The sequence below is a fragment of the Streptococcus suis genome (genome assembly GCF_016775005.1).
GTDB lineage: Bacteria > Bacillota > Bacilli > Lactobacillales > Streptococcaceae > Streptococcus > Streptococcus suivaginalis.
On sequence record NZ_JAEUXI010000002.1, the window covers coordinates 120,877 to 146,449 of the forward strand.

Consider the following 25,573-nt stretch of genomic DNA (forward strand, 5'->3'; position numbering starts at 1 on the left):
GACTTTTTACTTCAACTTCGTTTTCAGATACTGGCCTGTAAAGCTGGCTGGGTTATCCGCCACTTCTTCTGGCGTTCCTGTCGCGACAACGGTACCGCCACCGACACCGCCTTCTGGTCCCATGTCGATAATATGGTCTGCTGTCTTAATCACATCCAGATTGTGCTCGATGACAAGGACAGTGTTGCCGTCATCGACAAAGCGGGCCAAGACCTTGAGCAATTGGGCGATATCCTCGGTGTGCAAACCAGTCGTTGGCTCGTCCAAGATATAGAGGGATTTACCAGTTGACCGCTTGTGGAGTTCAGAAGCCAATTTCATCCGCTGGGCCTCACCACCTGAAAGGGTTGTTGCAGGTTGTCCCAAAGTCACATAGCCCAAGCCCACGTCTTGAATGGTGCGGAGCTTACGTTCGATTTTTGGAATGTGTTTGAAGAACTCGACCGCATCATTGACCGTCATATCAAGGACCTGAGCGATATTTTTCTCCTTGTAGTGTACTTCCAAGGTTTCAGAATTGTAGCGATGTCCATGACAGACTTCACAAGGAACAAAGACATCTGGTAGGAAGTGCATTTCAATCTTGATAATCCCGTCACCCGAGCAGGCTTCACAACGACCACCTTTGACGTTAAAGGAGAAACGCCCCTTCTTGTAGCCACGGATTTTGGCTTCATTGGTCTGGGCAAAGAGGTCACGAATATCGTCAAAAACACCTGTGTAGGTAGCTGGGTTGGAACGCGGTGTCCGTCCAATCGGGCTTTGGTCAATATCAATCAAGCGGTCCAAGTGTTCAATTCCTGAAATGGTTTTGAACTTGCCTGGCTTGTCCGAATTGCGATTGAGCTTCTGAGCAATGGCTTTTTTCAGAATGGAGTTGACCAGAGTTGACTTACCAGATCCAGACACCCCTGTCACCGCAACAAATTTTCCGAGTGGAAAACGGACCGTTACATCTTGCAGGTTATTTTCCTTGGCACCTGTCACCTCTAGGAAACGACCATTGCCAACACGACGGTCTAGAGGAACAGGAATTTCACGTTTGCCAGACAGGTATTGACCTGTAATGGATTTCTTGTTTTTGGCAACTTGGACAGGCGTTCCAGAAGCTACAATTTCTCCACCAAAGACACCCGCTCCTGGACCAATGTCAATCAACCAGTCCGCCTCACGCATGGTATCCTCATCATGCTCCACCACAATCAAGGTATTTCCCAAATCACGCATTTTCTTAAGACTGGCAATCAGGCGGTCATTGTCCCGCTGGTGCAAACCAATCGATGGCTCATCCAAGATGTAAAGAACACCAGACAGGTTAGAGCCAATCTGAGTCGCCAGACGAATCCGCTGACTCTCACCACCAGAAAGGGTACCTGCTGCTCGCGAAAGGGTCAGATAGTTGAGACCAACGTTATTAAGGAAGGACAGACGATCCTTGATTTCCTTGACAATAGGCGTTGCAATAGTTGCTTCATTTTCAGACAAGGTCAGATTTTCAATGACTTGCAAATGATCCGCTACGGACAAGTCAGACAGCTGCCCGATATGAAGTCCCTGCTCGCCACCAACTTTAACAGAAAGAGCTTGGTCATTGAGGCGATAGCCGTGGCAGGTCCCACAGGTCAATTCATTCATATAGGCCTTCATGACCGTCCGCGTGTAATCACTATTGGTTTCACGGTAGCGGCGGTTAATGTTAGTAATCAAGCCTTCAAATGGAATGTCAATATCACGCACTCCACCGAACTCATTTTCATAATGGAAATGGAATTCTTTCCCGTCAGAACCATTGAAAATCAGGTTCTTCTCCTCTTCTGTCAATTCCTCGAAAGGCTTGTCCATGTCCACACCAAAGTGGTTCATGGCTTGCTCCAGCATCTGAGGATAATAGTTGGAAGAGATTGGATTCCAAGGAGCCAAAGCACCCTCACGCAAGGTCTTGCCGGCATCTGGGACAATCAAATCTGTATCCACTTCCAGCTTCATGCCCAAACCGTCACAGTCGCTACAAGACCCAAAAGGAGCATTGAAAGAGAAGAGGCGAGGCTCCAACTCAGGCACCGTAAAGCCACAAACTGGACAGGCGTAGTACTCAGAGAAAAGCAGTTCCTTCTCATCCATGGTATCGATGATGACATAGCCGTCCGCAATCCGCAGGGCCGCCTCAATGGAGTCAAAAAGCCGCGAGCGAATGCCTTCTTTGATGACAATCCGATCGACCACGACCTCAATGTTGTGAGCCTTGCTCTTGGACAATTCAGGCACTTCCGACACATCATAGACATCGCCATTGACCCGCACCCGAACGTAGCCGTCCTTCTGCACTTTTTCAAAAATGGTCTTGTGCTGCCCCTTTTTCTTTCGCACAATCGGAGCTAGGATTTGCAAACGCTGGCGTTCTGGCAATTCCAAGACCTCATCGACGATTTGTTCTACTGATGAAGCCGAAATCGCTCCGTGACCATTGATACAGTACGGCACCCCGACCCGAGCATAAAGCAGGCGGAGATAGTCATTGATTTCCGTTGCCGTTCCAACCGTCGAACGCGGGTTACGCGAGGTTGTTTTTTGGTCTATGGAAATAGCAGGGCTGAGACCCTCTATGGAATCCACATCAGGTTTGTCCATGTTGCCCAAGAATTGACGAGCATAGGCAGACAAAGATTCCACATAACGCCGTTGGCCTTCGGCATACAGAGTATCGAAAGCCAAACTCGACTTACCAGACCCCGACAAACCAGTCACCACCACCAACTTCTCACGTGGAATGGTCACATCAATGTTTTTTAAATTATGGGCACGCGCCCCATGAATCACAATATTTTCTTGCATAATTTAAGATACAGAGGGCGTCAAATGCACAGTCAAAATAGGCGGTAAGTCCGAAATCTGTGATTTCGAAGACGCACCCCCGTCAAGACAACTAGCGCTTTCACAGGTTGAAAACCGAAGAAAGCACAGATGTCTACGACGCAGAAGCCAGTTTCCATGCTGAAACATGAAGAAACTAGCACTTTTTGACACCGCATTTAGCCCGTGTTCAATTCCTTTCTGATATAAGTGCGTTCACAAGATAACTGGTGACGGTCGATTTACTCCGCGTCACCAGACGAAACTGCCTATGGGCAATTTCTATATCTTGTATTAGCTCGATTTTCAAAAAATATCGTTTTGAAAATCTCACGTCAAGAAACCGTATAAAACTCGACGCTTTTAGCACGCATTCAAATCCTTTCTAAAGATACAGAGGGCGTTGTAACAGTCTGGGAGACTGTTACAATCGGGAAATAGGGAAAACGCAGTTTTCCTCATTACACCAACATCATCAGCCCGTGTTCAATTCCTTACTTAAGAGGCTCTAAGCTGTAACATGAGAGATTAGAAAAAGACCGTACAACTTACTCACTTCAAAGTCTCCATATTATAACACAAATTTGCAGAAAACCTTTCCGCAACGGCATATTTTTTGGTATAATAAAGGTTGCGTCAACGCAACAAAGCACAAAGGAGGGCATCATATGAAACAGATTTTTCTATCTACTATGACAGAATTAGAAGAAATCCAAACCTTTGAACCAGGAGCTTGGATTAATTTGGTCAACCCCTCCCAGAGCGAGTCTATGGAAGTGGCTGAGCATTATAAAATTGACATCGCTGACCTACGAGCACCTCTCGATGCGGAGGAGTCATCTCGTATCACCGTCGAAGTTGATTACACACTGATCCTGGTCGACGTCCCTATTCTTGAAGAGCGAAACAACAAAACTTATTATATTACAATTCCCTTGGGAATCATCTTGACCGCAGATGCCATTATCACCACTTGCTTGGAACCTCTGCCTCTCTTTGATCAATTTATCCATCGGAGACTGCGCAATTTCTATACTTTTATGCGGTCACGTTTTGTTTTCCAAATTTTGTACCGCAATGCCCAACTCTACTTATCAGCCCTACGGACCATTGACAGAAAGAGTGAAGAAATCGAAAAACAACTCCATGAAGCAACTCGTAACGAAGAATTAATCGTCCTCATGGAATTGGAAAAAACAATCGTCTATTTCAAGGCTTCCCTCAAAACCAATGAACGGTTGGTTAAAAAGTTGGCTAGTTCTTCTCGTCTCCTTCGTAAATACGAAGAGGACGAAGATTTGCTGGAAGACACCTTGGTCGAAACACAACAGGCAATCGAGATGGCAGATATCTATGGTTCCATCCTGAATTCGATGACCCATGCATTTGCATCCATCATTTCCAACAACCAGAATACCATCATGAAAACCTTGGCCTTGGTGACCATTGTTCTATCAATCCCAACCATGGTCTTCTCCGCCTATGGCATGAACTTCAAGGATAATGTCATCCCTTTCAATGACATCCCATATGCTTTCTGGTGGATTATCTTGTTTGCCTTTGCTATCAGCTTATCACTCACCTTCTACTTCATTCGTAAGAGATGGTTTTAACATAGGAGATTATTATGAAACTTTCAAACCTACCTTCACTAACGAAAAAAAACCAAGAGTTCATCCATATTGCCACCAATCAACTGATCAAGGATGGAAAATCAGACCAAGAAATCAAGGCACTCTTGGAAGAAATTTTGCCAACCATTATCGAACACCAAAAATCTGGCACTACTGCACGTAATTTGTTTGGACCTCCAAGCGAATGGGCCGCTAGCAAAACCAAACAAGCTCAAGAAGAAGCTGAAAAAGTAGTCTACAACGAAAACCCTTGGTTAATGTGGTTGGATTCTAGCCTTTTGATGCTAGCATTGATTGGTGCAATTAACGGCATTATGAACCTATTGGGTCAAGGAAGCCAATACGGCCTCATCACTCTCTTGGTTATCGGTTTTGGTATCGGTGCAGGTATGTACATGATGTACCACTTTGTCTATCGTGAACAAATCAAAACCGGCCAACGACCAAAACTACTCAAAGCCATCTTGTATCTGGGTTTGGCCACTCTTGCCTGGTCAGTTGTCTTCATCCTGGCTTCACTCATCCCAAGCAGCATCAACCCAACGCTACCACCACTTGCAACCTTGCTTCTTGCAGCAGCCGCTTTCGGTCTCCGTTACTGGCTCAAGCGAAAATACAATATCCGCAATGCCATGCAACCTGTACAAGTACAATAACCCAACACATCCAAAAAGGACTGGTTCTTCCAGTCCTTTTTCTCTTTCTCGATCATCGCCACTTTGGGCAATCGTCCTTCATTCAGTTCATGAACACAAGAAAAAATAGTCCATTCAATCATTGCGATTTTCACGCTTCTAGAGCCCAAGCTAAAAAGACCCGTTAGGGTCTTCGTTCGCTTTCGTATTTTCAAGCTCATGAAAAAACAGTCCATTCAAGGACTTAATTCCCTTTCTTAATTTCGAGCTCATGAAAAAACAGTCCATTCTCCCGTTGCACTTCTCATATTTCTAGAGTGCAAGAAAAAATCGCCACCAACGGGCGATTGCGCCTTTCCAGTTTCTAGAGCCCAAACTAAAAAAACCCGTCAGGGTCTTCGTTCGCTTTCGTATTTTCAAGCTCATGAAAAAACAGTCCATTCTCCCGTTGCACTTCTCATATTTCTAGAGTGCAAGAAAAAATGGTCCACTGGACCATTACTCGCTTTCTTAATTTCGAGCTCATGAAAAAACAACCCGTCAGGGTTGTTTTTTAATCTTCGTTTACGAATGGTAGAAGTGCCATAACGCGAGCACGTTTGATAGCTGTTGTTACTTTACGTTGGTTTTTAGCTGAAGTTCCAGTTACACGACGTGGAAGGATTTTTCCACGTTCTGAGATGAAACGGCTAAGAAGCTCAGTATCTTTGTAATCAACATATTCAATTTTGTTAGCTGCGATATAGTCAACTTTTTTACGGCGTTTGAAACCGCCACGACGTTGTTGAGCCATGTGTTAATTCTCCTTTATAGTTTATTCGTCGACCTAGAATGGTAGGTCATCATCTGAAATATCCATTGGATTACTTGAACCGAATGGACTTTCTTCACGCGCAAAGTTTGGCGTCGATTGTGCAGGCGCTTGGTAGGATGAACCAAAATCATTTCCACCAGCAAACGAGTTGCCTGGGTTTGATTGATAAGCTCCACCTTGTCCTTCACGGGCAGTACGGCTTTCCAAGAGTTGGAAACTTTCTGCAACCACCTCAGTCACATAGACACGTTGCCCTTGTTGGTTATCGTAGCTACGGGTCTGGATTCGACCTGTAACTCCAATCAGAGCACCTTTTTTAGCCCAATTTGCTAAGTTTTCAGCTTGTTGGCGCCAAATGACTACGTTGATAAAATCCGCTTCACGCTCACCGCTTTGATTTTTAAAATTACGGTTAACCGCAAGTGTAAAAGTCGCAACAGCCTGGTTTGACGGAGTGTAACGAAGTTCTGCATCACGGGTCATACGACCAACCAATACTACATTATTAATCATACAACACCTTCTTACGCGTCAAGTTTGACAATCATGTGACGAAGAATGTCGCCGTTGATTTTTGACAAACGGTCAAACTCTTTAAGAGCTTCATCGTTGTTAGCTTCAACGTTAACGATGTGGTACAAACCTTCGCGGAAATCTTTGATTTCGTATGCAAGGCGACGTTTTTCCCATGCTTTTGATTCAACGATTGTTGCACCGTTGTCTGTCAAGATAGAGTCAAAGCGTGCTACCAAAGCGTTTTTAGCTTCTTCTTCAATGTTTGGACGAATAATGTAAAGAATTTCGTATTTAGCCATTGATATGTTCCTCCTTTTGGTCTAATGACTCATGGTCTAGCCACGAGTAAGTGAGGGTTTCTCACAAGATACTATTATAGCACATTCTTAATTTTTTGCAAGAGATTTCTCTCTTTTTATCCCAATCGTTTGCGGCGCTCTACTAGGCTACCCAAAACACCAATTCCTGCTAGCGTCCATACTAAGCCTAAGTCCGCACCTGTATTTGGAAGTGTCTTGGTTTTTTCTTGAACTACTGGTTTACTTGTCGCTGGTTGAGAAACCTGTTTCTCCCCTGCTACTTGCAGTAGGGATGGATCAAGGATTGGTAAGTGATGGCTGACAAGATCTGCTGGTACCAAACCACCATCAAATGCTGGCAAGGCATGAGTCAGATTTTCATTAAGGCTAATGCCACCATCAAAGGCCGGTAACTCATGAAGTAGATTCTCATTGAGGCTAATTCCAACATCAAACATCGTAGTTCATGGGTCTCAGATGATCCTTTGGCAGGCACGATTAAGCGCCCCTTGTGCGGACCTGTATGCAGTACAATACCTGTACCAGGTCCAATTCCTAGGAACATCATGTACTCTTTCTTCACCGTTGCCGTCAGATCAACAGGTGCCGACCAAGTAAGACCATCATCATCACTATAAGACATCCAAATATAGTTGTCCATAGTCACTTTAAATGGCACTGTAGTTTCAGTTTGGTAGTAGATATTACCGATTGGAGTCGGATTATCCCCCTCATAGAGATCGCCTAGATTGGCATAGCCTGGGCTCTTGTCATTGACATTGACTAGGAGCACCAAAATTGCGATCTCGAGCCTGAGGATTGTCCTTCAAGTCAACGATCGTTATGGTTTCACTCCAGGTTTGACCATTATCTAGACTGCGCTTCACCACTTGGGCAATGTTACCATAGTCCAAATGGTGGTCATGGCGTTGGTCAGTTGCTGCAATCAAGGTTCCCTTATCAGTCTTCAGCAAGGCTGGTATCCGGAAACTCGCCACACCATTGGCAGGGTTTTTCTGATTATTTCGCCCACCTTCAAACACAGTGATTTTCTTAGATAGACGTGATTCTTCATTAAGAACATAAGGATGTTCTCGACGGATGAACAAGGCAGAGCGTCTCTGAATTTCTTCTTCTGTAAAAGCACGGTCGTGGTGCGAAAAATTACGAATATCTAGACTATTCGCTGCCCAGACAGACCGACTTTCCAAACCGACCACACCATTATTGACAAAGAGAGCTGTATATTCATTGGCATGAGTTTGACTAGAGGTCGCAAACAGGTTGAAAAAGCCATTTGCTTGCGCCTTGTATTCTAAGTAGATGGTCCCACTCTCTGACTCCTTGATGCTATCTCGGACTTCAGGAGCAAACTCCAATCGCTTATTAGAAGCATTTAAACTGGTATTTCCCAGTTTATGAACCTCAGCCTCTTCAAATTCCCGGGATGTTTCATCAGAAGAAACCGCTTCTATGTTTACATCCAATGATGGGAGTTGATCCGTCTCAGAAGCCTCCTCACTCACTTCAGCAGAAGTAAGATCCGGCTCGTCGAACTTGTGACTGGCTGATTAGCCGCTTCAACAGCATGGTTGGCTGTTGGCTGAACCTCTTCCGTTTCAGGCGCCGCTTCATTGGCATGAATAGTCTACTGGCCCACCAAAAACGCCGCTAGGACTACTGACGAATAGAGAACAAGTTGGGAAAACCGTCCAGTTCTCCGTTGTTTTTCAGGCATAGAATCCTCCTTTTATTTTTGTTGATGGTTACTTTTTTAAATCGACTATATTTCTGTAGTATATTAACTTACAAATATATGCTGGTCAAGGAATTTTGCGGAAATATTCCACACACAAAAAAACTTACCTAGACGAAACTAGGTAAGTTTTCGGTTGATTAAAAGAACAGGATTAACGAGTCTGTTTCCGGCGTTTTGCCAAGCCTGCCAAAAGACCAAGACCTGTCAAACTCAACAAAATTGCTTCTTGTGTTCCTGTATTTGGCAAAGTTTTTCCATCTGTCGCCTTCTTCTCGTCCTTGCTTGCCGCAGGGAGGTTAACGACAACTTCTGATGCCGCTTCCTTGTCTGCAAACAGAAGTTTTGGATCCAAACTTGGTAGGAAGTGTGTCAAGTTTTCATTAAGAACCAAACCTCCCTCAAAGGCAGGTAGCTCAAAATGAGTCGCTTCACCCTTGGCTGTTACCAATTCTTCTGTTTCAACAGGTGCTGTTGACTGCTCTTCACCACCCTCTGCTGGTGCAGGATTTTCAACTTCTGTCACTGCCGCTGGATAAATCAAGGCAATCTTACCGAGCTGCTCTGTCAAGATTACAATGCTGTCACGGCTGACACCATCAATTTCAACAGGGGATTCTGTCACATCCAACTCAACCACTTCATTATTGTCCAAGAGGAGGAGAGCTTTGGCAGGAACCTTATCTCCCACTTTTGGAATCACAAGAATGGCTGGAGCTGACAGGGTAACCGTTTGATCCTCAGCAGATTTGAGTTGAATATCCAAAACAGTATTATCTGTATCTGCCACCGCTGCATGGTCACTATCAATCAGCGCAACTGCAAGGGTATGACTAGTCGCCAAGGCTTCTTCCAATTGCACCAAAACGCCGCTTCTCTCATCGCGGAATTCCATGCTTGTTTCTACTTCTGCTGGTGTAGTTGGCGTGTCAACTACTTCAAACAATTGAACTTCTCTAACTGTCCACATGCGGTTGTCTTTTGTCGTTGCATTGGTATGAGCTTCAAGTGGAATAAATTCGATGCGATCTGCTCGGACATCTTTTCCAAAACCAACCGCTACTTCAGCCGTTGCAAAATCAACAGAACGTTCACCTGAGTCAAACTGCAACTGATCACCCAAGTAGGCCTTCACTTGGTACTTAGTCATAGTACCATTACCTGGAGTCCGTTTTGAAATCACCATTGAATGAACGGTTTTTTCAGTCGGCAAGGTCAAGGTGATGGTTTGTGGAAGCGAGTAGGAAGGCTGGCCTTCAATCAACCACTTCAACTCTGTTACCGTTGACTTATCACCATCCATCAAGTTTGCCAAGCCATAGCCACGTTCATCTTCAAAGACAGCTTGACCTGTTACACGAACGGTACGGCCGTCCACTTTCTTGATCTTCTGTACAGCAGAACCATCCAGCGATTTAAAAATAGACAGTGGCAATTTTGCAATATTGGAAATGTCACCTGACACCACCGCCACAATTGATTCCTTCCGATCAGCTGGATTGATACGGAACAAAAGGCGATCCGTTGCCAACTGAGAAACGAATTCAAGTTGGTTACCATTAGTCAACAAGAGTCGAGGTTGGTTTACCGCTAAAATAGGCTTACTAAAGGTAAGAGCTACATAGCCATCCTTATAGTGGTCAACTGTTGTAATCTCTGTTGTCGGCAAACCATAGTCTTCCTGAGTCAAGTACTCCCAGTTGAATTGACGATAGTAGAGACTGTAAGCATTTTGGTCTCCAGACTTGTGCTCATAAAGCAAGCCAAAGGTACCGTCTTCCAATTCCTGGATAGAGTTGTATGCAAACTCGCCATGTTGCAGAATTTGATGGTGTAACCAATTGAGGCTGCCATCTTCTCCAACTTCTGCTACACGGACATGACCATCAATCCGTTGGCGACCTGGTCCATTAGCATTGGCAAGAAGAACGTATTCTTTGCCATCACGAACCACTCGAATAGCGGACAATTGTACATAGGCATCATGAACGTCTGTCAAGGTTTCTAAGTCATTTTGCCAAGTCGCTCCACCATCTAAGCTGGTTGCTACACGCACCTTGCCTTTCACACCCCGCATGAACATCTTCAACTGACCATTAGACAATTGAACAATCGTCGCTTCAGTACCAATTTCATTGCCATTGTTCATGGTTGACGCATGTAATACTGTTCCATCTGCAAGTGTACGGTTATCGTTAAAAGTTTCACCTGCAGACCAAGTTTCACCGTGGTCGTCTGAGTAGAAGACCATAGCAGATTGAGAGTTCAAAGCACCAGTATAGTTGATACCATAAGCTGGCACAACCAAACGCCCCTTATGAGGTCCAGCATGAAGTACAATACCTGTACCAGGTCCCAAACCAAGGAACTTCATGTACTCTTTCTTCACACTTGCAGTAATATCGCGTGGACGAGACCATGTCACACCATCGTCGTCACTATAAGAGAGCCAGATATAGTTGTCCATGGCCACACGGAACATACCATTGTTTTGCGTTTGGAAATAGATATTGCCAACTGGCTCTGTACCTTCTCCCTGGTAAATATCACCTAGGTTTGCAAAGGCTGGGCTACTGTCATTCACATTTACACGATACTCTGTCGCTTGACCCTGGGCATCGTAAATACGACCATCTTCACGAACAGTATATGGATCTGTCTCTGTACCTCGATAGAGGTTGAGGTAAGTCTTGCCGTCAATCACACTGTGTTCTGGTTTTCGATCATTTAAGTTACCAAAAAGAGCTTGACCTTCTGGGAACATATCGTAGATAGCAAAAATACGCTTAGTTGTTGGATCCTGCACCAAGGCTGTATCGATGGTTAATGGTGCACCAACATTCCGGTTTTGAGCATTTGGATTGTCCTTCAAATCGACAATCTTGATCGTATCACTCCATTGCTTCCCGTTATCTGTACTGCGTTTGATAACTTGAGCGATATTGCCCCAGTCTCCAGAATGGTCATGTCGCTGGTCGCTCGCTGCAATCAAGGTTCCCTTATCAGTCTTGAGAAGGGCTGGGATCCGGAAACTTGCTACATTGTTATCAGGGTTCTTACGGTTTCCACGACCACCCTCAAACACGGTCACCTTGTCAGTCAATTCAGAACCTTCATTAAGGACATAAGGGCTGTCTTCACGAACAAAGAGAGAGGAGCGACGCGCCACTTCCTCAGCAGTCAAGGCACGATTGTAGAGTGTAAAGTTGCGAATATCTAGTTTTGTCGCAGCCCAAGCATTGGTATTTGCCCGTTTGACTTCACCCAATTGAGCATAGCTCAAAGCTGTCGCTGAACCAAAAAGATCACTTCTAGCCGTTGCTGACTTGGACAGCTGACCATTGACATACATGTTTACATCAACTGTATTGTCCGCTGTATTTTTTTGGTAGGTAAGAGCGATCGCATTCCACTCACCATTTCCTGCCCGTTGCGTACCTGAATCGATTAGGACATTGCGTTGTCCAGCGCTACCAGTACGACTTTCCAAACCTGCCGTGCCATTATTGACAAAGAGAGCAGTGTATTCGTCCTTATGGGTCTGGCTGGATGTTGCAAACAAGTTAAAGAAGCCGTTGGCTTGAGCATTGTACTCGACGTAGATTGTACCACTTGTCGATTCTTTGACAGAATCACGAACTTCTTCTGACAATTCCAACCGCTTGTTGCTGCTATTGAGTGCGACATTTTCCAGCTTTGTCACCTCAAGGCTAGCAAACTCATTAGCAGATTCATCTGCAGGAAGCGCTTCCAAATTCACATCTAAAGAAGGCAAGGATGCTTCCGCAGCCTCTTCTGCGGTCGGTTCTGATACTACAGCTTCCTCACTTGGAGTAGGAGCTGGTTCAGAGGTTGGAGTAACTTCTGCCACACGCGGTGTGGTTGTTGTTTCTGCAACAATTTCATTTGCATGAACACCACGTTGACCAACTAAAAAGGTTGCCAATACAACAGATGAGTATAGAGCAACACGTGGAAAAGCATTTTTCCCTTTGAGATTCTCAGGCATATGACCCTCCTTTTTGATAATAATTGAATCACTTTGTGAAAACTACACTTTCAACAATATATTAACATATATCAAAAAGAAGAGCAAGCCCTTCTCAAACGGAAATTGAAAACAAGAAAGAAAAATCCCCTCTCTCGAGGGGACCTGCTTATTCTACGCTGAAAAGATATGGGTAGACTGGTTGATTTCCTTGATGGATTTCGACCTCGACATCTTCAAATTGTTCTTCTAGCTGTTCAGCAAGAGTTTGAGCCAATTCTTCATTACCATCTTCACCGATATAGATCGTCACGATTTCGCTGTCTTCATCGAGCATTTTCTCAAATGTAGCAACAAGCGTCTCCATCATATCTGGGTTAGAAACCACAATCTTACCATCAACCATACCAAGGTTGTCATTTTCATGGATTTCAAGACCATCGATGGTTGTGTCACGGACTGCAGTTGTCACGCTACCGCTTTTCACCTCTGCGAGAGATGCCGTCATGGCTTCAAAGTTACTTTCCAAATCACGACTTGGATCAAAGGCAAGCAAGCTAGTGAAACCTTGTGGCAGGGTCTTAGTTTCCACAACCTTAACTGCAACTTCCGCAACTTCTGCTGCAGTCTGAGCCGCCATCAAGATGTTCTTGTTGTTTGGCAACAAGATGACATTGCGGGCATTGACCAATTCAATAGCATTGACAAAGTCTTCTGTTGATGGGTTCATAGTCTGACCACCTGAAATCACATAATCAACACCTTGTGATTTGAAGATTTCTGTCAATCCCTCGCCTGCCGCAACAGCAATAATGCCGTACTCTTTTTGTTCAGCCGGTTTTTGGAAACTTTCTTCCTTCTCAACCTGAGCCTCATGTTGCTCACGCATATTGTCCACTTTTACCTTGACCAAGCTACCGTATTGAAGACCCGCTTGCATGACCAAACCTGGATCTTCTGTATGGACATGGACTTTAACGATTTCATCATCGTTGACAACTAGGAGAGAATCCCCAAGGTCATTAAGATAGTTGCGGAATTCTTCATAATCAAAGTCCTTCACATAAGTAGGGCCCTGGCGAAGAGCTACCATGATTTCTGTACAGTAACCAAAGGTAATATCCTCAGTCGCTACATGACCAGCAACTGACTTGTGGTGTTCTGCATTGATCATCTCAGACATGACAGCTGGTGTCGCTTCAAAATCCTCTGACGCAATGTACTCGCCTGTCAGAGCTGACAGGAAGCCTTCGTAAATATAAACAAGACCTTGACCACCTGAATCGACAACCCCAACCTCTTTCAAGACTGGAAGCATCTCAGGTGTTTTCTTGAGGGCACGATTGGCACCTTCTAGAGTCGCACGCATGACCTCAACCGCATCATCAGTTTCTTCTGCTTTTTTAAGAGCTGCTGTAGCTGCGCCACGAGAAACCGTCAAAATGGTACCTTCAACTGGTTTCATTACAGCCTTATAAGCCACTTCGACACCATGTTGGAAGGCTTGCGCCAAGTCCTTACCATCCAATTCAACCTTGCCTTTGACAGACTGACCAAAACCACGGAACAATTGTGACGTAATAACGCCAGAGTTCCCGCGAGCACCCATGAGCAAACCTTTTGACAAGATTTGAGCGACTTCACCTACTGAATTTGCCGGCTTATCCGCCACTTCTTTGGCACCATTTGTAATGGTCATGCCCATGTTGGTTCCAGTATCACCATCTGGTACCGGGAAGACGTTTAATGAGTTTACATATTCAGCTTGTTTATTCAATCGAGTAGATGCTGCTTGCACCATTTCTTGGAATAAACTGGTAGTAATTTTAGACACAATTATTCTCCTACGACTTTGATATTTTGGATATAGACGTTGACTGCATCAACTGCAATGCCCAATTGGTTCTCAAGGTTAAATTGAACACGCTCTTGGATATTGCGGGATACTTCACTGATTTTCACTCCATAGCTCATCACAGTGTAAACGTCTACCACGATTTGCCCTTCTTCTGTTGTTTTAATGACAACACCTTTGGAATAATTTTCCTTTCCGAGAAGGGCTTGAAAATTATCTTTAAGGGCAGATTTGCTAGCCATGCCAACGACACCGAAAATCTCAGTCGCCGCACCACCAACAACCGTTGCAATGACTTCATCTGTCAATTCAATTTGGCCATCTTTGGTATTGATCTTAACCGTCATATTTTGTTACCTCAAATAGTTTTATCACTCCATTTTACCACATTTTCAACTTTCTGTAAAAAACAAGCTTGTGACAACGGAAGAGATAGGCCAGAACACGGAAAACTGCAAGAAAAAAATGACCCTCGAGAGTCATTTCCTTCTATTAAACGCGTTCTACTTTGCCTGATTTAAGAGCACGAGCTGAAGCCCAAACTTTTTTAGGTTTACCGTCAATCAAAACAGTAACTTTTTGAAGGTTTGGTTTAACTGCGCGTTTTGTTTGGTTCATAGCGTGTGAACGGTTGTTACCTGATACAGTCTTACGACCAGTGAAATAACATACTTTAGCCATTTGTATCTTCCTCCTCATTTGATCAAATATAACGGATGTGCTAGCACCACATACCATACTATTCTAACAGAAAAGAAAGAACTTGGCAAGAATTATTTTTCTTTTTTCACATATCCAGCCCAATATCTGATTATCATTGGAAGTGTATCACTATTCCCTTCCTCAGACGACCTGCCCTTCATTGGAAATCAGATTGATTTTTCAGAAAAATCATTTCTATTTCAAAAAAACAGCAAAAAGAGGATTTTCAATCGAAAATCCTCTTTTAATTAAACTTTATTTGCTCAAAATCAAAGATTTTTTCGCAGAACAATTAAGCTTTGTTTGCTGAACCAAATACGTCGATACGCTCTTCAACAGATGCTTGGATAGCTTTTACACCGTCAGCCAAGAATTTACGTGGGTCGAAGAGTTTCTTCTTGTCGTATTCTGCTTCGTTTGCTTCATAAGCTGCTGCAAACTTACGAGTTGCGTTTGCAAATGCGATTTGGCACTCAGTGTTAACGTTAACTTTAGCAACACCCAATTTGATTGCTTCTTGGATTTGTGCATCTGGAATACCTGAACCACCGTGCAATACGATTGGGAAACCTGGTACAGCTTCAGTCAATTTACGCAAGTGGTCAAGGTCAAGACCTTCCCAGTTTTCTGGGTATGGACCGTGGATGTTACCGATACCAGCTGCCAAGAAGTCAATACCAGTTGCAACCATTGCTACTGCGTCTTCGATTGGAGCCAATTCACCAGTACCAACGATACCGTCTTCTTCACCACCGATAGTACCAACTTCAGCTTCAACTGAGATACCTTTAGCGTGTGCCAATTCTACAACTTCTTTTGCTTTTGCAAGGTTTTCTTCTACTGGAAGGTGTGAACCGTCAAACATGATAGAAGTGTAACCAACTTCGATACACTCAAGTGCATCTTCGTAGTGACCGTGGTCAAGGTGAATAGCAACTGGAACTGTGATGTTCATTGACTCGATCAAGTTAGCGATCAAGTTACGAGCTACTTTGTAACCACCCATGTACTTAGCTGCACCCATAGAAGTTTGGATAAGAACTGGAGCTTGTTTTGCTTCTGCTGCACGCAAGATAGCTTGAGTCCACTCAAGGTTGTTTGTGTTAAATCCACCAACTGCATAACCGTTGTCACGCGCTGCTTGGACAAATTTTTCTGCTGAAACTAATGGCATTCTAAGAGCCTCCTAATATTTTTTGGGAGTCATCCCCCATACCCTCCTATTTTAACACGATTCTCAAAAAAATGCTAGCTGAAACTGTATCCATATGAGAAAATTTTCACATATCTTTCAGACACAAAAAAAGACTGGTTAAACCAGTCTGAAAGTTCTATGCGGAGAGAGGGACTTGAACCCTCACGACCTAAAGCGGTCACAGGATCCTTAATCCTGCGCGTCTGCCAATTCCGCCATCCCCGCTGAACACTAGATAAGTATACCACGGGGTATCACCCTTGTCAACACTTTTTTTGAAAAAAGTTCATATTTTTTACTTTCTTCTCTCCAGCACCACCTTCTGGTCATAGTCTGCCTCACGATGCGAGCGGTGACTGATATGAATGACCGTTGTCCCCTCCAAGTCTAGCAGGGCTTGTTCCACCATGGCAAAGGTCCGATCATCTAAACCTGAAAGAGATTCATCTAGGAGCAAGACAGGTTTGTGGAGCAAGAGGGTCCGTACCAAGGCCAGGCGTTGTTGCTGCCCACCTGAAAGAGTTGATTCTGCATCAAAGAGCTCGCTTTCCAACTGCTGACGACTAGCAAATCGTTGTCTCAGTCCTACTAACTGCAACAAGACAAGAACCTCCTGCTCGTCGACCTCCCTTCCCAAACTGATATTATCCCAGATGCTGGCATGAAAAAGTTTCACTTTTTGTGGCAGAAAGGCAAGATAGGATTGAACCAGCTCTTCTCCCAATTCCTTCAAAGGCTGCCCATTCAGATAGACTCCTTCATCATCCTGCCCCATTTGTCCCATCAGGAGGTAGGCTAAGGTCGATTTACCTACGCCGCTCTCTCCCTGAATCAGATACTTCTTCCCAGGCTCAAAGTTTAGACTCAATCCCGAAAAAAGAGGAGTTTCTTCTATAGAAAAAGAAAGATTACGCACCTGAAGAGAGGTGAAGGGGTGTTTGGTTTTTTGGGAAAAAGGCAGAGCTGGTTCCTGTTTTAAGAGCTGCTCACGTAGATTGCGAACAGAAGCCATATCCGCAATAGACGATGCAATTAAGCTAATCGGCATGGTCAATTCTAAAGAAATACTATAAATTGCCACCAAGGCTCCTACTGTCATTTGCCCTGCCAAAATCCTTTGACCTCCCAAACAGAGAATCAGAACCGTCAATAGATAGAAGAACAAACCAGATAAGACATTCAACAAGGCTGACAGAAAAGCCTTCCGGTCTTCCAGTTGATAGATTCGTTTGTATTGATCATTTGTCTTGTCAGAAAAATACTGGCTACGATCGGCATTTTTGATAATGACTAGACCTGAAAGGAGGTCATTGAGCAGAATCTGATAGGCAGCCTTCTCCTGAGAGATGGCCTCCTGAACCCTTTGTCGACTATTTTGAAAAAGGTAGGGCAGCCCAATCGGCACCAAGGTCAAAAGCAGGATTGCTATGGATACCTGACTATCCAAGCCAAAGAGAGCCAGACAGGCAAACAAGAAGGACACCACTCCTTGATAGAGGGAAAACAGAGTATCATAGTAGAGTTCCTTGACCATCTCGCTATCATTATGAATAGCCGAAACTCGTGCCGCTACTTCTGATTGCTTGAGCAAGCTCGGCCCCTGCAAAAAACGATTGACTAGAGTAGCCTGAATCTTGTAGCCAATCCTATTCAAAAACCGCTGATTGCAGACTTGACGAACAAACTCTGCCACCAGCATCAAGCATAAAATCGCAAGTAACTGCCAAATCTGTACAATAAAACCAGCTCTATCCCCACTAGTTAAACTATCTGTTATTCCTGCTATCTGGTAGTTAAAGAGCACGTTTAATCCTGCTACCAGGCTAATCGCCACTAATGTCACGATAAAATGAAGATTCCTCACCTCTTCTCCCTCCTTTTCCTAGATCACTCATTGCACATATTAAAAAGCTTAACAGAATCCACCAATTAGTCAAGCCTTGCCCATAAAAAACGAGCACCCTAAAAGGATGCTCCACTCAAAAGCGCTGGTCTACACAGTCACTCCTAATTTATTCACTTCCATTCTCAACAGCTGCTGTGACAAAGGCTGTATAGAGTCCTTCCGGACGATTTGGACGAGATTGGAGTTCTGGGTGATACTGACAGGCCACAAAGAACTTGTTCTCAGGAATTTCAACAATCTCAACCAAGCGGTTGTCTGGCGATACACCTGAGAAGACAAAACCAGCTTGTTCAAATTGCTGACGGAAGTCATTGTTAAACTCGTAACGGTGGCGGTGACGACGTTGAACAACTTCTTGATTATCATAGGCTGCTGCAGCCTTTGAACCACGTTTGAGCTTGCTTGGATAAAGACCTAAACGGAGGGTTCCTCCTAAATCTTCCACTCCAATTTGATCACGCATGATATCGATAATCGGATACTTGGTTTCAGGATCCAGCTCAAAACTATTGGCTCCTTCTAATCCAAGAACATGGCGAGCAAATTCCACACAGGTCAACTGCATGCCCAAGCAGACGCCTAACATAGGCACATCATTCTCACGCGCATAGCGAATGGCTTGAATTTTTCCTTCTGTACCGCGTTGACCAAAGCCACCAGGTACGATGATCCCTTGGGCTTGTCCAAGTCGATCAGCTACATTTTCTGCTGTCAGATCATTGGCATTGACCCAATCCAACTCAATCGCAGCATCGTTGGCATAGCCAGAGTGTTTCAAGGCTTCTACAACTGAAATGTAGGCATCTTGTAATTCTACATACTTACCAACTAAAGCGATTTTTACTTTTTTCTGGAGATTAAGAACCTTGTTTACCATCGCTGTCCACTCTGTCATATCTGCTGGAGGTACGTCGAGCTTCAAGTGATCGCAAACAATTTGATCCATGTTCTGCGCCTGCATATTTAATGGGATTTGGTAAAGGTGTTCAACGTCCAAGGATTCAATGACCGCTTCTGGTGCCACATCACAGAACTGGGCTAGTTTGTTTTTAATGCCTTGACCTGCTGGCTGTTCTGTCCGAATCACCAACATGTTTGGCTGAATACCTAGACCACGCAACTCTTTTACAGAATGTTGTGTTGGCTTAGTTTTCATTTCGCCTGCTGCTTTAAGATAAGGCAAGAGTGTTGTATGGATATACATAACATTGTCTGAACCGACATCTGCCTTCATCTGACGGAGGGCTTCTAGGAAGGGCAAGCTTTCGATGTCACCGACCGTTCCGCCAACTTCCGTGATGATAACATCAGCATCGGTGGTCCGAGCCGCACGCTTGATTTTGTCTTTCAAAGCATCTGTAATGTGTGGAATCACCTGAACCGTTGCTCCTAGGTACTCTCCCTTACGTTCTTTGCGAAGGACTTCGCTGTAAATTTTACCAGTTGTGACGTTTGAATACTTGTTGAGGTTGATGTCGATGAATCGCTCGTAGTGACCAAGGTCCAAGTCTGTTTCTGCACCATCATCTGTCACAAATACTTCCCCGTGTTGGTAAGGACTCATGGTTCCTGGGTCAATGTTGATGTAGGGATCAAATTTTTGGATGGTAACTTTCAATCCTCTGTTTTTCAAGAGGCGGCCCAAACTTGCTGCCACAATCCCCTTACCAATCGATGACACAACGCCACCTGTTACAAAAATATATTTTGTCATGCAAACTCCTCCTCTGCTGTCTTCTTAATGACGGGGTGTTTTTTAACAATCTTGAAGAAAAAACAAAAATAGCTCCCTATTGACTAGGGAGCTCCGACCTCAAAAGAGGTGCCCGATATTATCTTATCGTAAAAACAGAGGCTTGTCAATGACAAATCTATACTTCGTCGATGACTTCCTCGTCTTCTGAAAACTCATCGTCTTCTTCGTTCAAATCAACTTCTTCGTCAACCAAATCATCATCTGTAATGATTTCATTGATTTCTGAATCGTATGACTCAACTTCGTCCTTTTCATCGTCTGGATTTTCATCATCGTAACTTGAATCAGAACCAGAGTCATAGCCATCTTCATCTTCTGGATCATCATGGCCGTAGTCGATGGCATCTTCATCACCATCCATGAAGGCATTGACACGTTTTTTCTTCCGTTTTGGTGCATCCTCGTCGTCCTCTTCAAGGGTGATGACTTCTTCATCGATTTCATCGATTGCATACCATGAACGAAGGCCCCATTTGTTTTCTCCTAGCGGAATAAAACTGCCATCCACATTCAAATCTGAATAGAAAGTTGGTAGGGCTGCACGAATTTCGCTGTTTGATTTTTCAAGGTAGTTTTGAATTTCATTAACCAAATCATTGAAGTACATTTCATTGTCACGGCCACGTTCTTCCAAAATAGCACGCGCCACTTCAATCATGGAAAGTTCACTTTTTTCTTGTCCTGCAAATACGTTTAATTCCAAGGCTCTTCTCCTTTTTTGTCTTTCCTTTCTATTTTACGCTAAAACTGCTAATTAGTCAAAGATTAGTCCACTTTTTCAGAAAAGAAAAGTCCAGTTGGCTCTACCAAACTAGACCTTCTTGCTGGGATTACCCAACTTCTTTTCTTTTCAAACTGTGGAGACTTACTACCACAAGGAATGCTGCCAGCCAGTATAAAATGCTTTGCTCTTGGCTTGCTGTTTGTGGCAGACTGCTTGCAGAGGCTTTGGCAGCAGCAGACAGAGAATTGCCCCAAACTGTTTGCACCTTTTTCTCATCTACTGGTCGACTCAAAAGTGATGGATTTTCGAGTGATTTTGTTACCAGATTCGCGTTCGTTCTTTCTGCAATGATCGGCAGGGGAGCAAGTGGCAGAACTTGGTAAGCCGCTTGACCTTTAGCCGTTACATCTGGCACAGAGAACGCATCAGCATAGTTTGAGCCTGCTAATAGCTCAACTTGGTTGCTAAATCCGTCGCCATCCGTATCTGCCGCCAAATCGAAACTTGGAGGAACAGACGCATAAACTGCTGACCCTGAAAGACTGAGGTCTCCTGGTGGTAATTCATAGGTTACACTATCACCTTTGGCTGTCACATCTGGTACAGAGGTCGCATCTGCGTAGTTTGAGCCTGCTAATAGCTCAACTTGGTTGCTAAAGCCATCGCCATCTGTATCTGCCGCCAAATCGAAACTTGGAGGAACAGATGCATAAACTGCTGCCCCTGAAAGACTGAGGTCTCCTGGTGGTAATTCATAGGTTACACTATCACCTTTGGCTGTCACATCTGGTACAGAGAACGCATCTGCATAATTTGAGCCTGCTAATAGCTCAACCTGGTTGCTAAATCCGTCGCCATCCGTATCTGCCGCCAAATCGAAACTTGGTAGTTGACTAGCTGGATTCGACAAGGCCTGACCCAACGATTCCATGCTGCCTTTAGCTGCTAAGGTTAAGTCCAGCAAATTACGTGCACTTGCTTGAACCAAGTAAGACGCTGGCAAATCCAAGACAAAATAGCCATCTGGCAACTGAACTTCAAGCTTGTATTGCCCCTGGCGAATCAGGCGTTCAAAACTCTCCGGCGCATAGCGGGCACGTGTCAACTCCACTCGCTGTCCCCTGGCATCAACCAAGTAGATCATTGTTCCTTCTGGCGCCACACCTGCAAAGCTTGCCAATACAGGATAGCGGCCAATCGCTTCCACTCGGAAAGACACACCAACCAAGCTGTTTTCTTCTGACACTGTAAAAGATTTGCGTAGAATTTCACCATCAATCAAGCGGGCCACATCCTGGTCCATCAAGAGCAATTCAACCGTATAGTCTCCAAATGGTAAGAGCTGCAAGTTACTAAAAGGGCCTCCTGGTTTGTTTAACTCTGTTAGTTCGACACCTTCATGATCAAAAATACGATAGTTATAGCCAATCGGCAATTCTTGGTCAGTTGCATCATCAATCACTTGCACTACTACAATACCATGGTTCTGAGGCAAATCTGCAAATTCTACCAAGTTGGCACTGATGACATTTCCTGCTTGATCTTCAACAGCGTAGAAGAAATTGCTGATATCTAAAGGACGGTCCAGAATATCAATTTCTGGCAGATGATAAACCCCATTTTCATCTGGTTCTACATAAACCCGTTTTGGCTGGGTCAAAACTTCACGTAGGGGGCGTCCGGTTGGCCCAATATTGTCTGGGTTCAAGATTTCAACTGGATTTCCATTTTCATCCTTGGTATGGATAACATAATACACCCGAGCACGATAGATAGGCATGCCATAGGCAAGCGGGTCTCGTGGCTTAAAGGTCAAGTTTTCCAGATCTAAGATTCCCGTTGTAATAGCTGGTCGCACACGATTAAGTTCAATCTGATAAACCATCTCTTGCATCTGGGCACCCGCCGTCTCCGGAAGATAGCGAACAACATATTGGTAGAGCCCGTCTGGCAAATCCTGACCTAGGCTGTCTTTTCCTTCCCAGGCTGAAGTTTCAATCAAGTGTGCACGAGGGTTGGTTGCTCGGCCGGCATAGTAATTTTTCGGACCACTAACTGCCGCACCCTGCCACAAGATTTCCTGACGCTCAGTATCTGCTGCAGCAAAGACCTGAACATGCAGATTGCGGAAGTTACGCAGAAAAACACCCCGGAAAACAACTGCGTCTCTATTGCCATCTCCATTAGGAGAAAGAGCTAGAATTGGTTGTCCAGCTTGGTCTCTTTGGAGCAAGAATTCTCCTTTGGCATTTTCAAACGTTCCAAGAATAATCGGTGATTGGATGCCATGTTCGCCTGTTTCATGGTTAAACTCAGCTTTCCCGGTCAATAAGCCTGTAAAGAAATTTTTCTCATCAACAGCCAAGTGCCCTGACGGTGTAAAGTCTTTTTCTGAATAGAAAGGCTTTTCTCCTTCGGCCATATCGTAAATTGATTTCTCTAGAACCGCAAGGTTTTGGAATTGACCACGGAAACCGACAAAAGGAATGCTAACCAAATCCAGTTTGTCAACGTCATCTTGAAAGCGTACGAACCCTTCTAGATAGTAGCCGTTCGGCATCAGCTTGGCTAATTCTTCAGCAAAAGCTGACGCGTCTAGTCGGATCCGAACAGTCTGACTAGATCCAGCCGCCACACGGATTTCCTGTCCTTCCACTCGTGCCAACTCACGTGGTGTCAAGGCAAAACGACCATCTACTACGGCATCCGTATTCAGATGGCTAACGTAGTAAAGTACCTTTTCTTCTTGGCTCGTATTGAAGACGGTAACATCAAACTCAAAAATATCTCCGACATTCCCCAGAGAGATACTTGGGTAAGCATCCTTACCAAGTAAGTAAAGAGAACTATCGAGTGCTGCCGCGACATGGATCAAACCCGCTCCCTGTTGACGAGGAGAAACATAGGCTTGGCTTTTCTCATCAAAATGAGGGCGAGCCGTCGCCATCAATACTTGCTTGATGCGTTCCTGGAGAGCTTCCCCTTGCAAATCAGGGTACTTCTCCATCAAGCCTTTTTTCAGTAAAGCAATAGCTCCAGCCACATGTGGCGCTGCCATGGAAGTACCGTTCATACTGGCATACTTGCCGTCGTTGATACTAGAATAGATAGCACCACCAGGAGCTGTCAAATCCGGCTTCAATTCACCATCGGTCGTTAATCCCCAACTTGTAAATTCAGACAATTGGTCAGCATCTGGGTTTGGGAGGTTGGCACGTTTTTTATCAAAAACCAGCTGGTAACGACCTGTTCCTGACTGAGCTGCCAATTCCTGTCCCAATGCTTTTGGAATGAAGATGGATGGAATTGACTTAGACACACGAGTGGTGACAGCCATAGACAAGTCATCACCGGTCTCTACATTATTAAAGATAACTGCACCAACAGCTCCCTTATTCACAGCTTCTGTGATTTTGGCATCAAAAGAAATAATCCCCCGCTCAATCAGAGCAATCTTGCCAGCCACATCCTTGTCTGTAAAATCCTCTGGACGCCCCAAACCGACATAGACATAATCATAGGTTTTTCCAACTTCAAAATCTTTGGCAAGCCCACTCGGTTGTGTATAGGTCCCTTTCCCATTATTGAAGCGAGCATCATTTTCCATCCCTAAAATTTGGAAAACATCCTTGATGACATGGCTATTGTTGAAGGAAGCAACAGCGATGCTATCACGCGCAGCCGCTGGCGAGGCAACCAAGCCATAATCAGGATTTTCAACCAAAGGATTGTCCTGGCCATCTCCCCAAACTCGGTCATTTCCTGCAGCAATAACCACTGATACCCCACGTTTTTTGGCATCTTCTATAGCTTGGTTCAAAGCTACGCTAGCATCAATCAAAGAGCCAGCTGCCGAACCCAGACTCAGGTTAATCACATCTGCACCAAGTTTAACCGCATCTTCTATAGCTCGAATATAAAGATAGGGCTGGGTCCCATTACCGAATTTGTCCGAGAAGACCCGCATGAACATCAATTGAGCTTCAGGTGCCACGCCAACAATCTTTTGCCCAATACTGTCTTCTTGAGTCGGATTTCCCGCTGCAATCCCTGCAACGTGTCCTCCGTGGGTTGCTTCTTTTTCTTCCTTGACTTCTGTATTCAAATCAAGGTAGTTATAGGCGAAGACAATTTTTTCATTGTACCATTGGCCGTAGCTAATGCCATTTGCAGCCTTAACAGCTTCAATTTCAGCTTCATTTTTATACTTAGCTGTCGAAATATCTGTTAAGCTATAAGCATCGTGAGTGACATCGATTCCAGAATCAACAATGGCAATCACCATGCCTTCTCCCTTATTTCCTGTCTCCCAAACAGTTGGTACTTCAATCAGCGCATTGCTTTCTTCAGAAAGAACCTCTACCCCCGTCTGACTCGTTTCCGCATTCGGAACAAGCCCTTCTTCAGAAGTCACAGAGCTTGGAACAGGGACAGCCTCTACCAAACTAGAACCCTCTGCCGACTCACCTGCCGCAAGTGGCTCTCTAGATAGGAGAGGGGGAGCTTGCTCTGTCTGTTCCGACAACTCCATTGTTGTTACCGTAACTTCCGCTTCCAGCGAAGACGTGATAGCGGTTACAGAATTATCTGTAGAAAGGTCAGCACTGCTACTTACCTCCAAAGACAGAAGCGACTCGTCCACGCTTGAGCTAGTTTCAGCTGAAATAGTTGGACCAACAAAAGCAGTTAGCAAGAGAATGATACTCAGACTACCGCCCATCAATCCTTTTCCTATTCGCTTGAATAGATCCATATTTTCATAACCTCCTTTATAAATTTGTATGGATATACAACTATATATTAAAAGATTTTTCTCAACTTTACAAGAGAATTTTCTGATTTTTTTAAAAATATAGATAATTCTGTTTATTCTTCCTTTTATAAAAAATAGCTTCTGCCTCCCTTTCAAAATGGTCGGCAGTGCTTGCTAACCATTTCGGGGA

18 protein-coding genes and 1 tRNA gene are annotated in these 25,573 nt (G+C 44.4%); 2 read left to right on the forward strand and 17 right to left on the reverse strand.

Annotated features, from left to right (window positions below):
• Window positions 1-6 precede the first annotated feature (6 nt).
• Window positions 7-2,832, reverse strand: a complete 2,826-nt coding sequence (gene uvrA, locus JNG37_RS02760; RefSeq protein ID WP_158455761.1) for an excinuclease ABC subunit UvrA — start codon at window positions 2,830-2,832, stop codon at window positions 7-9.
• 686 nt (window positions 2,833-3,518) lie between these two features.
• Between uvrA and JNG37_RS02765 the strand changes: the two genes are divergently transcribed.
• Together JNG37_RS02765 and JNG37_RS02770 are read left to right on the forward strand one after the other, a co-directional pair.
• Window positions 3,519-4,463, forward strand: a complete 945-nt coding sequence (locus tag JNG37_RS02765; protein WP_158455765.1) for a magnesium transporter CorA family protein — start codon at window positions 3,519-3,521, stop codon at window positions 4,461-4,463.
• 14 nt (window positions 4,464-4,477) lie between these two features.
• A complete protein-coding gene (locus tag JNG37_RS02770; protein ID WP_158455767.1) occupies window positions 4,478-5,140 on the forward strand; it encodes a DUF1129 domain-containing protein in 663 nt (220 codons plus the stop codon).
• 532 nt (window positions 5,141-5,672) lie between these two features.
• Here JNG37_RS02770 and rpsR read toward each other — a convergent pair.
• The 16 genes from rpsR to JNG37_RS10045 form a co-directional block, all read right to left on the reverse strand.
• The gene (gene rpsR / locus JNG37_RS02775) at window positions 5,673-5,912 is read right to left on the reverse strand and encodes a 30S ribosomal protein S18 (RefSeq protein WP_002939250.1); all 240 of its coding nucleotides are present in this window, start codon (window positions 5,910-5,912) and stop codon (window positions 5,673-5,675) included.
• 33 nt (window positions 5,913-5,945) lie between these two features.
• Window positions 5,946-6,446: a single-stranded DNA-binding protein gene (locus JNG37_RS02780; protein WP_158455769.1), complete on the reverse strand. Its 501-nt coding sequence runs from the start codon at window positions 6,444-6,446 to the stop codon at window positions 5,946-5,948.
• Window positions 6,447-6,457: 11 nt separating this feature from the next.
• Window positions 6,458-6,748 carry a 30S ribosomal protein S6 gene (gene rpsF, locus JNG37_RS02785; protein ID WP_002942403.1) on the reverse strand — a complete coding sequence of 97 codons (291 nt, stop codon included), beginning with the start codon at window positions 6,746-6,748 and terminating at the stop codon, window positions 6,458-6,460.
• A gap of 116 nt (window positions 6,749-6,864) precedes the next feature.
• Entirely contained in the window at window positions 6,865-7,206 is a 342-nt protein-coding gene (locus JNG37_RS02790) for a hypothetical protein (protein WP_158455771.1), read from the reverse strand.
• Complete coding sequence (locus tag JNG37_RS02795) at window positions 7,119-7,541, reverse strand: sialidase family protein (RefSeq protein ID WP_158455773.1); 423 nt, start codon at window positions 7,539-7,541, stop codon at window positions 7,119-7,121. The genes JNG37_RS02790 and JNG37_RS02795 overlap by 88 nt, the downstream gene beginning before the upstream one ends.
• A complete protein-coding gene (locus tag JNG37_RS02800; protein WP_158455775.1) occupies window positions 7,519-8,274 on the reverse strand; it encodes a sialidase domain-containing protein in 756 nt (251 codons plus the stop codon). Before JNG37_RS02800 ends, JNG37_RS02795 begins: the two co-directional genes overlap by 23 nt.
• Window positions 8,275-8,658: 384 nt before the next feature.
• Window positions 8,659-12,513 carry a sialidase family protein gene (locus tag JNG37_RS02805; RefSeq protein ID WP_158455777.1) on the reverse strand — a complete coding sequence of 1,285 codons (3,855 nt, stop codon included), beginning with the start codon at window positions 12,511-12,513 and terminating at the stop codon, window positions 8,659-8,661.
• 148 nt (window positions 12,514-12,661) lie between these two features.
• Window positions 12,662-14,326 carry a DAK2 domain-containing protein gene (locus JNG37_RS02810; RefSeq protein WP_158455779.1) on the reverse strand — a complete coding sequence of 555 codons (1,665 nt, stop codon included), beginning with the start codon at window positions 14,324-14,326 and terminating at the stop codon, window positions 12,662-12,664.
• A 2-nt stretch (window positions 14,327-14,328) separates the two neighbouring features.
• Complete coding sequence (locus JNG37_RS02815) at window positions 14,329-14,694, reverse strand: Asp23/Gls24 family envelope stress response protein (protein WP_158455781.1); 366 nt, start codon at window positions 14,692-14,694, stop codon at window positions 14,329-14,331.
• Between the two features lie 145 nt (window positions 14,695-14,839).
• A complete protein-coding gene (gene rpmB / locus JNG37_RS02820; protein ID WP_001140948.1) occupies window positions 14,840-15,028 on the reverse strand; it encodes a 50S ribosomal protein L28 in 189 nt (62 codons plus the stop codon).
• 313 nt (window positions 15,029-15,341) lie between these two features.
• Window positions 15,342-16,223, reverse strand: coding sequence for a class II fructose-bisphosphate aldolase (locus tag JNG37_RS02825; RefSeq protein WP_105111306.1), 882 nt, complete (start codon window positions 16,221-16,223; stop codon window positions 15,342-15,344).
• Window positions 16,224-16,383: 160 nt separating this feature from the next.
• A tRNA-Leu gene (locus JNG37_RS02830) sits at window positions 16,384-16,469 on the reverse strand.
• A 70-nt stretch (window positions 16,470-16,539) separates the two neighbouring features.
• The gene (locus JNG37_RS10040; RefSeq protein ID WP_158455783.1) at window positions 16,540-18,108 is read right to left on the reverse strand and encodes an ATP-binding cassette domain-containing protein; all 1,569 of its coding nucleotides are present in this window, start codon (window positions 18,106-18,108) and stop codon (window positions 16,540-16,542) included.
• A 148-nt stretch (window positions 18,109-18,256) separates the two neighbouring features.
• Window positions 18,257-19,864: a CTP synthase gene (locus JNG37_RS02840; protein WP_158455785.1), complete on the reverse strand. Its 1,608-nt coding sequence runs from the start codon at window positions 19,862-19,864 to the stop codon at window positions 18,257-18,259.
• A 157-nt stretch (window positions 19,865-20,021) separates the two neighbouring features.
• Window positions 20,022-20,609, reverse strand: a complete 588-nt coding sequence (gene rpoE / locus JNG37_RS02845; protein WP_158455787.1) for a DNA-directed RNA polymerase subunit delta — start codon at window positions 20,607-20,609, stop codon at window positions 20,022-20,024.
• A gap of 127 nt (window positions 20,610-20,736) precedes the next feature.
• On the reverse strand, window positions 20,737-25,383 hold the full coding sequence (locus JNG37_RS10045) for a S8 family serine peptidase (protein WP_158455789.1): 4,647 nt from the start codon (window positions 25,381-25,383) through the stop codon (window positions 20,737-20,739).
• Window positions 25,384-25,573: the final 190 nt, after the last annotated feature.

Coding starts and splice junctions, on each gene's coding strand:
- JNG37_RS02780 (WP_158455769.1), bottom strand. CDS start 6,446: ATGATTAATAATGTAGTATTGGTTGGTCGTATGACCCGTGATGCAGAA.
- JNG37_RS02840 (WP_158455785.1), bottom strand. CDS start 19,864: ATGACAAAATATATTTTTGTAACAGGTGGCGTTGTGTCATCGATTGGT.
- JNG37_RS02805 (WP_158455777.1), bottom strand. CDS start 12,513: ATGCCTGAGAATCTCAAAGGGAAAAATGCTTTTCCACGTGTTGCTCTA.
- JNG37_RS02770 (WP_158455767.1), top strand. CDS start 4,478: ATGAAACTTTCAAACCTACCTTCACTAACGAAAAAAAACCAAGAGTTC.
- rpsF (WP_002942403.1), bottom strand. CDS start 6,748: ATGGCTAAATACGAAATTCTTTACATTATTCGTCCAAACATTGAAGAA.
- JNG37_RS02790 (WP_158455771.1), bottom strand. CDS start 7,206: ATGTTTGATGTTGGAATTAGCCTCAATGAGAATCTACTTCATGAGTTA.
- rpsR (WP_002939250.1), bottom strand. CDS start 5,912: ATGGCTCAACAACGTCGTGGCGGTTTCAAACGCCGTAAAAAAGTTGAC.
- uvrA (WP_158455761.1), bottom strand. CDS start 2,832: ATGCAAGAAAATATTGTGATTCATGGGGCGCGTGCCCATAATTTAAAA.
- JNG37_RS02825 (WP_105111306.1), bottom strand. CDS start 16,223: ATGCCATTAGTTTCAGCAGAAAAATTTGTCCAAGCAGCGCGTGACAAC.
- JNG37_RS02765 (WP_158455765.1), top strand. CDS start 3,519: ATGAAACAGATTTTTCTATCTACTATGACAGAATTAGAAGAAATCCAA.
- rpmB (WP_001140948.1), bottom strand. CDS start 15,028: ATGGCTAAAGTATGTTATTTCACTGGTCGTAAGACTGTATCAGGTAAC.
- JNG37_RS10045 (WP_158455789.1), bottom strand. CDS start 25,383: ATGGATCTATTCAAGCGAATAGGAAAAGGATTGATGGGCGGTAGTCTG.
- JNG37_RS02815 (WP_158455781.1), bottom strand. CDS start 14,694: ATGACGGTTAAGATCAATACCAAAGATGGCCAAATTGAATTGACAGAT.